The organism is Caballeronia sp. EK, assembly GCF_014384845.1.
GTDB lineage: Bacteria > Pseudomonadota > Gammaproteobacteria > Burkholderiales > Burkholderiaceae > Caballeronia > Caballeronia jiangsuensis.
Map to the genome: position 1 here is coordinate 1 of NZ_JACSUE010000034.1, position 9,025 is coordinate 9,025.

8 protein-coding genes and 1 pseudogene are annotated in these 9,025 nt (G+C 56.8%); 2 read left to right on the forward strand and 7 right to left on the reverse strand.

What is annotated here, in order from left to right; all coding sequences use genetic code 11:
- Window positions 1-119: 119 nt before the first annotated feature.
- Window positions 120-647 (forward strand): annotated as a pseudogene (locus IAG25_RS39660) (manganese catalase family protein); the annotation flags it as partial.
- Window positions 648-870: 223 nt separating this feature from the next.
- On the opposite strand, the gene IAG25_RS39665 reads toward IAG25_RS39660, so the two are convergent.
- The 5 genes from IAG25_RS39665 to ku all read right to left on the reverse strand — a co-directional run bounded on the left by IAG25_RS39665 (window position 871) and on the right by ku (window position 5,473).
- Complete coding sequence (locus IAG25_RS39665) at window positions 871-2,472, reverse strand: histidine kinase famiy protein (RefSeq protein WP_187609717.1); 1,602 nt, start codon at window positions 2,470-2,472, stop codon at window positions 871-873.
- A 46-nt stretch (window positions 2,473-2,518) separates the two neighbouring features.
- Complete coding sequence (locus IAG25_RS42420; protein ID WP_187609718.1) at window positions 2,519-2,638, reverse strand: DUF2934 domain-containing protein; 120 nt, start codon at window positions 2,636-2,638, stop codon at window positions 2,519-2,521.
- A 650-nt stretch (window positions 2,639-3,288) separates the two neighbouring features.
- Window positions 3,289-3,585, reverse strand: a complete 297-nt coding sequence (locus IAG25_RS39675; RefSeq protein WP_187609719.1) for a DUF6723 family protein — start codon at window positions 3,583-3,585, stop codon at window positions 3,289-3,291.
- A 131-nt stretch (window positions 3,586-3,716) separates the two neighbouring features.
- Window positions 3,717-4,559 (reverse strand): tetratricopeptide repeat protein, encoded by an 843-nt coding sequence (locus IAG25_RS39680; RefSeq protein ID WP_187609720.1) that lies wholly within the window; start codon window positions 4,557-4,559, stop codon window positions 3,717-3,719.
- On the reverse strand, window positions 4,556-5,473 hold the full coding sequence (gene ku, locus IAG25_RS39685) for a non-homologous end joining protein Ku (protein WP_187609721.1): 918 nt from the start codon (window positions 5,471-5,473) through the stop codon (window positions 4,556-4,558). The genes IAG25_RS39680 and ku overlap by 4 nt, the downstream gene beginning before the upstream one ends.
- A gap of 267 nt (window positions 5,474-5,740) precedes the next feature.
- Between ku and ligD the strand changes: the two genes are divergently transcribed.
- On the forward strand, window positions 5,741-8,260 hold the full coding sequence (gene ligD, locus IAG25_RS39690; protein ID WP_187609733.1) for a DNA ligase D: 2,520 nt from the start codon (window positions 5,741-5,743) through the stop codon (window positions 8,258-8,260).
- A 39-nt stretch (window positions 8,261-8,299) separates the two neighbouring features.
- Here ligD and IAG25_RS39695 read toward each other — a convergent pair whose 3' ends face one another.
- Both IAG25_RS39695 and IAG25_RS39700 read right to left on the reverse strand, forming a co-directional pair.
- Window positions 8,300-8,509, reverse strand: a complete 210-nt coding sequence (locus IAG25_RS39695; RefSeq protein ID WP_062255542.1) for a dodecin — start codon at window positions 8,507-8,509, stop codon at window positions 8,300-8,302.
- 127 nt (window positions 8,510-8,636) lie between these two features.
- A complete protein-coding gene (locus IAG25_RS39700; RefSeq protein WP_075583920.1) occupies window positions 8,637-8,858 on the reverse strand; it encodes a hypothetical protein in 222 nt (73 codons plus the stop codon).
- Window positions 8,859-9,025: the final 167 nt, after the last annotated feature.

A 9,025-nucleotide genomic window follows, 5' to 3' on the forward strand; every position in this document is an offset into this window, starting at 1 on the left:
GGCCGAGAAGCTGCACGCAGCGGCAAGTTCACCACATCAAGATATCTAGCCGCTCCACCTGAGGCAATCCTGCGCCCAGGCGCGCACGCCTCTACACACGGCCTAGGCGAGCCGCTTACGGAGGTCCGGCACTCACGAACTCAGCAGGAGTTCCTTGGTCTGCAGCGTACATTGACACCATTGGGGAGCCGACGGCGGACCTTCGCTCTAATATTGCAGCGGAGGCGCGAGCCAAGATTGTGTACGAAAGGCTAATTAACGTGACGGATGACCCAGGCATCAAAGAAACGCTTGGATTCCTGATGACCCGGGAAATCGCACACCAGAAGTCATTCGAGAAAGCACTTCACTCGATACAGCCGAATTTTCCGCAGGGAAAGCTACCTGGTGTGCCGGAGTTCACCAGTGTCTACTACAAGATGTCGAGCGGCGACGAATCTCCGCGGGGCCCGTGGAATGAGGGACCCGATTGGGAGTTTGTCGGAGCACCTGAGCCGGCAGTAGACGGCGGCGACGGCTTGGCGATGGTTAACGTGACCGCGGACGATGCCGACGTGCTGCGGGCCATGGCATCCCGCACCGCGTCCGATACCACGGCCGACCCCTTAACTGGCGCCGACCTCGGAGTGGGAGAGGCTGTTAAGTGAAACATCGGAGCCCGCACGCCAATGCGGGTTCCGTACATTGGAGGTAGCCTGACGGATAATCACGCGTAGCTATTTCAGACAGCGCGAATTTTACCTTCGCAAACTTGTTGTTGTTTGCCATGGGTTTCGCGCAGACCTTTCAGTTCGGCGACTTTACTTCCCCCTGCTTAGGCACTACATGGCCTGATTGGCGGCCACCCACGTTTCTTCACGCATTGAAGCGCTAGTGCCGACGTACATCATCGAGCACTTGGCGAACCTCACGCGCCAAGTCTGCTTGTCTGTATGGCTTGTGAATGACTTTGAACCGCGCGCCATTGACATCAGTTTCGTCCACCACAGCCTGAGCATATCCAGTCGCTACGAGCACTCGGAGGTCTGGTCTCAGGCGCCTGGCTTCACGCGCCAGCCCAACGCCGGTCAGCATGCCCGGCATGACAAGGTCCGTAAAAAGCAAGTGGAACTCTTCGCCTGAACCCAGTATGGTCAAGGCGTCCTCCGCGTTCAACACTAGTCTCGTCGAATAGCCCAACTCGCTGAGCATCGCTTCGGCAACCTCGCCGACGTCCCTGCGGTCATCCACAATGAGGACTTTCTCGCTCCCTGTCTGGCGAAGTACGTTGGAGACGCCTGGTTGCGGCTCCTGCCGTGTCTCAAGTGCCGGAAAATAAAACGTCAACGTCGTGCCCACGCCGTCTTCCGAAGATACGGTGATTGTGCCGCCCGTTTGATGTGCAAAAGCCGCAACAATGCTCAAACCAAGGCCCGTACCTTTTCCTTGGCCTTTGGTCGTAAAGAACGGAGTGAGGACTTTTTCGACAACCTCCGGCGGCATCCCGACTCCATTGTCTGCAATTGACAGCGTTACATAGTGTCCTTCTAGCAAGTCGACCGGCCCTTTCAATTCGTCCTTCGTTACCTCGAAGTTGGCTGTTCGCAGCAGCACTCGCGCATCAGGTCGAGCATTCAATGCGTCCCGAGCATTCAGAATGATATTAAGAATTGCCATTTCAAACTGCGCCACATCCAGAATGCAATTCCGGAGGCTGCTCGCAAAGTCGGTTCGAACCGAAACTGTGGCTCCAAGCGTTTGCCGCGCGAGCTCAAGCAAATCGTCGCAAACTCTGTTGAGGTTGACAGCACGACCAACGACTACCTGCTTTCGCGCGAAAAGAAGCAATTGTTGGGTCAAAGACGATGCGGTTTTGACTGCGCCACGAATCTTCGCGATATTTTTTAGTAGCTGCTCATCTCCGGCAGCCATTTTGACGCTCAAGTCGAGCAGGTCCACATATCCCACCATGACCTGCAGAAGATTGTTGAAATCGTGGGCAACGCCTCCGGCCAGTTGTCCCAGCGCCTCCATCTTCCGAGCTTGATGCAATCCTTCCTCAGCCTCATGTCTGCGGCTCACGTCAACTTGCGACGCGAAGAAGTATATGAGCTCGTCTTCTTCGTTGAAAATCGGCGAAATGAACAGCTCGTTCCAAAAGGTTGACTTGTCTTTTCGGTAATTGAGGACCTCGGCGGCAAACTCCCGTTTCTCTGATAAGGCAATACGGAGCTCATTGAGCACTACTAGGTCTGTATCGGGACCTTGCAGGAACCGGCAGTTATGGCCGTATATTTCGGAGTCGCTGTAGCCCGTTAGCCTCCGGAACGCATCGTTGGCAAAGATAATTGGATAGTCGGGGAGACGCGCGTCCGCAACCAGCATGGGCGTACGTGTCGTTGTCACGGCGGCAAAGAACAGGTCATCCTGGCGCGGACCGAATTCAGCGCTATCTTCATCGCCGGCGCGGGGGCCGTCTCTTGCTAGATGCATGATTAATACTCCTCGGAACGTCGCTGCGCAACACGCAGTTTCGATTTTAAGCACTAGCGCTCGCTTCATACCAGAAATTGTCGTCATGCCCTTCCGGGCTGCCGGCCGCCAGCCAAGGCTCGTACCCGCGGCTTCGAGTGTCAGACTCAGCAAATTCGGTACTCATTTCTCGACTCCAGAAAGTGTCTACTTGGTCTAATTCGGATTCGGGTAAGCAATTGCTGCCATGCGGACAACGGCTACCGCCACACCATCATGGGCTTATCGTTGTTGTGCGGGGACAAAGATTACCGAAAGGTGCTTTGCGCTCGACGACCGGCGAGGATGGGTAGTTTGCGCCTGAACGGATGGGAACCGGACTAGTGCTAGCCTCAAGCGTGGCCTCAATCAAATTTGGTCGTCTTCACTTTCGAGCGTGTCGTCGAGTACGCTCTCACCGACGAAGAAGTGACGAAAGTCGACCCCGCCACCAGGGCATGGTTACTCTGAACCGCGGTCCACTCACCAACGTCGGTATGCCGGCAATGCCATGGAATTCAAGCACGTTCATGAGGGCAACAAAGTCAAAGTCCGCGTCAAAAAATGAGCCAGTCTCGGGTGCAAATCAACAGGCCATCCTCAGGCTACAGATTGTTCGACGGCGTCACGACAGCTTTTAACTCGTAACCCAACGCGCTCATTGCGGTCAGTCTCGCGTCGATGCCTTCGAGCTTCAAGACTCGCGGTCGTGTTGATGACAGTTATGAAGAAACGACAACGCCGGCGCGCCGTATCGGTCACTTCTCCCCCTATGTCTATTCTTGATTGCGACGATGGTTATAGTTCTGGAGTTCGCAGGTCACCGTGCACAATATCGCCGCCTCGCTGAACCGCTGCTGCTCGAGCTGCGGCTTGGGTGGAAAAGGGACCAATTTCATCAGCGCCGTCAAAAGGATAGAGTAGACGCGCATCGGTCAGTCGCACGACTTTTAGAACGCCGATAAAACCCTTAAGGTGCGGTCGATACGAGGCGTAGATGGCGTAATCTTCTTCATTTTTTCCGGCGACCGCGCTCACTATTGGGCGGCTGGCAAACAGAACGACTTTGGCCCGCCGAGAGGATATTTTTGGCATAGCGCCACTCCAAAAAACTATTGAGTCCAAGCAAGGTTCATACCCAAGGGAGTCCAAGCAAGGTTCATACCCAAGGGCTTGCAACCCTTCTGGTCTTGATTGTCTTGTCAAGGAGGCAAGCCCCGGCCGACTTAATTGCTCAATCGTCGATAGGCGTTCAAATGTCTAATTAGACCGCGGCGGTCGCCGCCCTTGTCTAACAGGATGGCGAGATTATGATGGGCGTCGGCGTAATCCGGATTAAGCGCCAGGCACTGCTCATAGCTCCTCCTTGCCTCATCGAGTCGCCCCATCGAGTCGAGCGCCACCGCTCGATTGAAATGCAGCACTGCATCGGTCGGGAAATGCTCTAGCGCTTGGTCGAACACGCGCAGCGCCTCACCGCATTGATGTTCGTCCTCGCACAATAAAGCGCCGAGGTCGACGTACGCAGCGTAAAAGGGCTCGGGAGACAGCTCGATGGCGCGCCTGTAGTTCCGCTCGGCAGCGTCCGGGTCAGCCGCCAGCAATTGTTCAGCCAATTCGTAGCGCTCCTGTGCCTGAGCAGCTGCTGTGCTCTTGCGCTCAGGCGTCGCGTCAAAGAGAACGACGTCGCCTCCGACCGTGGCCACTTCGAAGTCGAGCAGCATCTGACCTGTTACCGCGTCCCACCGCGACGGCCCTGTCTTGACGACAATCGCGTCTCCCTCCGCAGCGATGCGGATGCCTGACAACGGAAGCTCGTCAGGAAGGTCGCGCTTGAGTCGGGCGAGCGCCTCTCGCAGCTTGCGCGGTGTGGTCTTCGCCGTCCGCAACTGCAATGCCGTGCGCAAAAGGACGATATCCTGGAACGTGAAACGCAAGGCATTGCGAGGTCCTCGGGTAGGCGTCACGAGACCTAACTCGATGAGTCCATCGACGACGCCGCGCGACACGCCAAGCATCGATTGAAGCTTGGCGAGAGAAACGTAGTGCGATACGTCGCGCTTGCTCACTTTCGGGCGCGCACCTTCGCCGGAGTTTCGGCGGCAACCTTTGGCGCTCGTGCGGCAGGTTTGCGGGTCTTCGGAACCACCGGTTCCTCCACAGCTTTCGACGCGGTCTTCCGCTTCTCTGTGGGCTTTGCCTTCTCGCCGCTCTTGGCGAGACTAGCGCGCAACGCTTCCATCAAGTCAATCACTTCGCCAGTCGGTGCAGCTTCGCCAGCCTCGGGCGCAACAATTTGTTTGCCTTCAATCTTGCGGTCGATGGCAGCCAGGACGCGCTTTTTCTCTTCATCCTCGTATGCTGATGCATCGTAGTTGTCCTCGGCACCCTGCTCGATGATTTGCACCGCAAGCTTCAGTTCCGATTCGGACACCGCGGCATGTTCGATATCGAGGTCTTTGAGAGACCGGACTTCGTCTGCAAACAGAAGCTGCTGGAAGACCATGCCGTCCGGGGTCGGGCGGACTTGGACAATGCGAGTCTTTCCCTTGTACGCCCACTTCGCCAACGCGCAACGGCCAGTTCGGGAAAGCGCCTCCTGTAGAAGGCTGTACGGCTTGCCACCGCGCTTGTCGGGAGTGATGAAGTACGCCTTGTCGTAGAAGAGCGGGTCGACGGACTTTTCAGGAACAAACGACACGATTTCTACAACGTGGCTCGCGCCTTCCTCCAGCGCCTTCAGTTCGTCGCCGGTGAAAACGACGTAGCGGTCCTTCTCGAATTGGTACCCCTTCTGCATCGAGCTTCGCTCGACCACTTTGCCCGTGCTCTCGGAAACGTATTGTTGCTTCACGCGCGAGCCGTCTGGCGCGAGCATGTTGAACCGCACCTCAGATGAGCTTTCCGTCGCTGAGTAGAGTCGGACCGGAATCGAGACCAGACCGAAAGAAAGAGAGAGCGACGCAATCGAACGGGCGACCATGGGCTTCTCCTAGACGGCGGCGTTATTCGCCTGACGTAACCAGATGAGCGAGTCATCAACCGCGACTTGCGGGCCGCGGGATGGTCAGAATAGCACTACACGTGCCGAGCCATGTCCGCCAACCGAGCCATGGGCTTTGGTCAAATCTACGCCAGTGTCGTAGACGGATGGAGGCGACATACCCCCTGAAGCGCGGTCCTAGGGCCCACGCGTCGTTTGACGGCACGCGATTTGCAGTATCAAATCATCGAAACGAGGGAAACCGAGATGGTTTCATCCCGCAAAACTACGGCGGCGACGCCGCTCGAGCGCTATCGTAATAAGCGCGACTTTGACGCCACGTCTGAGCCGTCTGCATCGAAAGCGAGTGTGGCAAACGGAACGCCGAATCAGGGCCGCAGCTTTGTTGTGCAAAAGCATTGGGCCAGCCACCTTCACTACGACTTCCGGCTCGAACATGACGGCGTGCTGCTGTCATGGGCTGTTCCCAAAGGGCCGTGCTACGACCCGGCCAAGAAGCAGATGGCGGTGCACGTTGAAGACCACCCTATCGATTACGCTAGCTTCGAGGGAACCATCCCTCCCAAGCAATATGGCGCAGGAACGGTCATTGTGTGGGACCGTGGGACGTGGGAGCCGGTCGGAGATTCTCACAAGGGTATGGAAGCAGGAAAATTGATTTTTCGTCTGCACGGTGAAAAGCTCGCCGGTTTGTGGGAGCTGGTGCGTATATCAAAGCCTGGAGACAAGGCCGACCAGTGGATGATGTTCAAGAAACGCGATGAGTGGGCGCGTCCGCTCGCCGAATACGACGTCATCAAGGCACTCCCCGACAGCGTTATCGCGAATCCCCTTGGACCCGTCGAAGAGCGCGAACCGCGCAGTCCTCGGAATTCGCGCGCTGAAGCTCCGGAGATTGACCTCTCAGCTGCAGTGATGGCGTCACTGCCGGCTAAGCTTGAACCGCAGCTTGCGACACTCGCGCCCTCACTGCCAGCAGGCGGCGAGTGGATAGTGGAGTCCAAACTTGATGGGTACCGCCTGTTAGCTCGAGTCGACAAGAAGAGAGTGAAGCTCCTTACCCGCAACGGTCATGATTGGACAACTCGATTCCCGCTGCTCGTAGCCGAACTCAAAGAATTACAGCTATCCAGCGCATGGCTGGACGGCGAAATCGTCGTGTTGAAAAACGGTATCCCGAGTTTCTCCGCGCTTCAGAACGCGGTTGATGGGCAATCGAACAAGGACATCCTCTACTTCCTTTTCGACGTGATGTTCCTTGACGGCAAAGACCTCCGAAAAGTGCCGCTGTGGTCAAGGCGTGCGTTGCTTGCACCGATTGTTGAAACCGCAGGAGAGCGGCTGCTGTACAGCCAGGACTTTGACGCTCCGCCAGCGCAGATATTCGAAGCTGCGACAGGGCTTGGTTTGGAAGGACTGATGCTCAAGCGGCGCAATGCAGTCTATGAGTCGGGGCGTACGCAAACTTGGCTGAAAGCGAAACCTCGGCTGAGACAGGAACTCGTTATCTGTGGCATGACGGCGCGTGGCGGCAACGACGGAGAGGTCGGCAGCTTGCTGCTCGGATATTACGTTGGAAGCAAGCTTCATGACGCGGGGAGCGTCGGAACTGGTTGGGATTCGAAGACTGCGCGCGACCTCTGGAAGCAACTTACGCCGCTCGAAGTCGACGCAACACCCTTCAACACGCCCCTCAAGAAACCGGGTCGATGGTCAAAGCGCGCAGCGGGGAGTGAGAGATGGGTAAAGCCTATCCTAGTCGCGGAGGTCGAGTTCACTGAGTGGACCGCCGATGAAGTGATTCGTCAAGCGTCGTTCATAGGCTTGCGTCTCGATAAGGACGCTCGTGGCGTAGTCCGAGAAGGCGGAACGACGCAGGCCTCTGAGCCTTTTCCTCAACTGAAGATAACGCACCCTGAGCGCGTGATTGACGCGTCAGCGTCGGTCACGAAGGCTGACCTTGTCCGGTTCTACGCCAGCGTCGCAGAGCGGATATTGCCCCACCTGAAAGACAGGCCCGTTGCCCTCGTGCGCGCACCTGATGGTGTCGCCGGCAATCTGTTTTTCCAAAAGCACGCTGAACGCACCGCGATGCCTGGGCTTAAAGCGCATGACCGAGAATTGTGGCCAAAGCATCCACCGTTGCTGACGGTCGACACCGTCGACGCGCTGCTGTCCGCCGCGCAGATGAATACCGTCGAATTACATACATGGAACTCGGTAGTCCGGCGCCTCGATGCGCCCGACCGGGTCATCTTCGACCTCGACCCGGGCGAAGGCGTTAAATGGAGTCACGTCCAGGAAGCCGCTCAACTTGTCGGCTTGCTGCTATCGGAGTTGGGCTTGCAAGCGTGGTTGAAGACAAGCGGCGGTAAGGGCCTACATGTGGTCGTGCCGCTTGCTCCGCGGTTGGACTATGCGACAGTCAAGGCATTCTCAAAGACATTCGTTGCGCATCTCGCGAAGACGATTCCCGAACGCTTCTCTGCGATTTCTGGACCGTCGAATCGGCTTGGAAGAATCTATGTCGACTACTTGCGCAACGGGAAGGGGCAAACAACTGCTGCAGCCTTCTCTGCTCGCGCTCGACCAGGTATGGGCGTCTCGATGCCAGTTTCTTGGGAACAACTTGCCGACCTCAAGAGCGGCGCTCAGTGGACCGTGCAAACGGCGCGCGAGTATCTGAGCTTCCATACTGGTGACCCATGGGCCGAATACTGGTCGACAAAACAATCGCTGACCCAAGCGATGAAGCGACTGCCGTAGATTTGATTCAGCTGGTCGCTCCGTCCCTACGACGGCACTTCAGTCGTCCACGCGAAACCCTGCTTTCAGGGTTACCTGCCAATGCGCAATCCTGCCGCCTTCCATATGACCTCGGGTTTCTGTCACCTGAAACCACTCGATGTTCTTCACGGTCACCGAAGCTTTCTCAAGCGCAACCTCGACTGCTTTATCGGATGACTCGGGTGAAGAGCCGGTGATTTCGAGCAGTTTGTAAACATGGTCAGACATACGAACTCCCAAGACAATATATCTCTTCAAAAGATGGTTTTTGGTTGCAGACTTCCATGAGAATCTGGGTTCTGGACCGTCGCTGCACGCGGTCAAACGCAGAAGGCGCCGAAAGTCCTCTGGGGAGCTAGCTTCGAGCTTCCGTGCCCTTCAACTCGTCGTGCTTGTGGGCATGAGTCGCGGCGTACTTCAATTCGAAATGCGCTCCCTTGCCGCTTCGCGTTGGGGGAAAGTGTTCGCCCTCAACACACGTAACTTCGAACGTATCTTTGCCGTCGTCGTGAACGACGGAATAGATGCCAGACACCTTCACGCGCTCGCCCGGTTTGTATGCAGTATCGCCAGCCATAGTTTTGCTCCTTGAGTAGATGACGAACGCTGGACAGCAACTCGTACCTTTGCTGCGGGGTTGGAATCAGTTCGTGCAGAGTGGCCACCGACGCTCCTGTCAAAGCGGTCGCAGCACCGCCTGGTCCTCGAATTTGCAGTAGCAGATGCCGTGATATCGAGCGTCGA

What these genes read in the sequence shown, in the direction of transcription:
- IAG25_RS42420 (WP_187609718.1), bottom strand. Translation starts at nt 2,638, where the DNA reads ATGAGTACCGAATTTGCTGAGTCTGACACTCGAAGCCGCGGGTACGAG.
- IAG25_RS39665 (WP_187609717.1), bottom strand. Translation starts at nt 2,472, where the DNA reads ATGCATCTAGCAAGAGACGGCCCCCGCGCCGGCGATGAAGATAGCGCT.
- ku (WP_187609721.1), bottom strand. Translation starts at nt 5,473, where the DNA reads ATGGTCGCCCGTTCGATTGCGTCGCTCTCTCTTTCTTTCGGTCTGGTC.
- IAG25_RS39695 (WP_062255542.1), bottom strand. Translation starts at nt 8,509, where the DNA reads ATGTCTGACCATGTTTACAAACTGCTCGAAATCACCGGCTCTTCACCC.
- IAG25_RS39700 (WP_075583920.1), bottom strand. Translation starts at nt 8,858, where the DNA reads ATGGCTGGCGATACTGCATACAAACCGGGCGAGCGCGTGAAGGTGTCT.
- ligD (WP_187609733.1), top strand. Translation starts at nt 5,741, where the DNA reads ATGGTTTCATCCCGCAAAACTACGGCGGCGACGCCGCTCGAGCGCTAT.
- IAG25_RS39675 (WP_187609719.1), bottom strand. Translation starts at nt 3,585, where the DNA reads ATGCCAAAAATATCCTCTCGGCGGGCCAAAGTCGTTCTGTTTGCCAGC.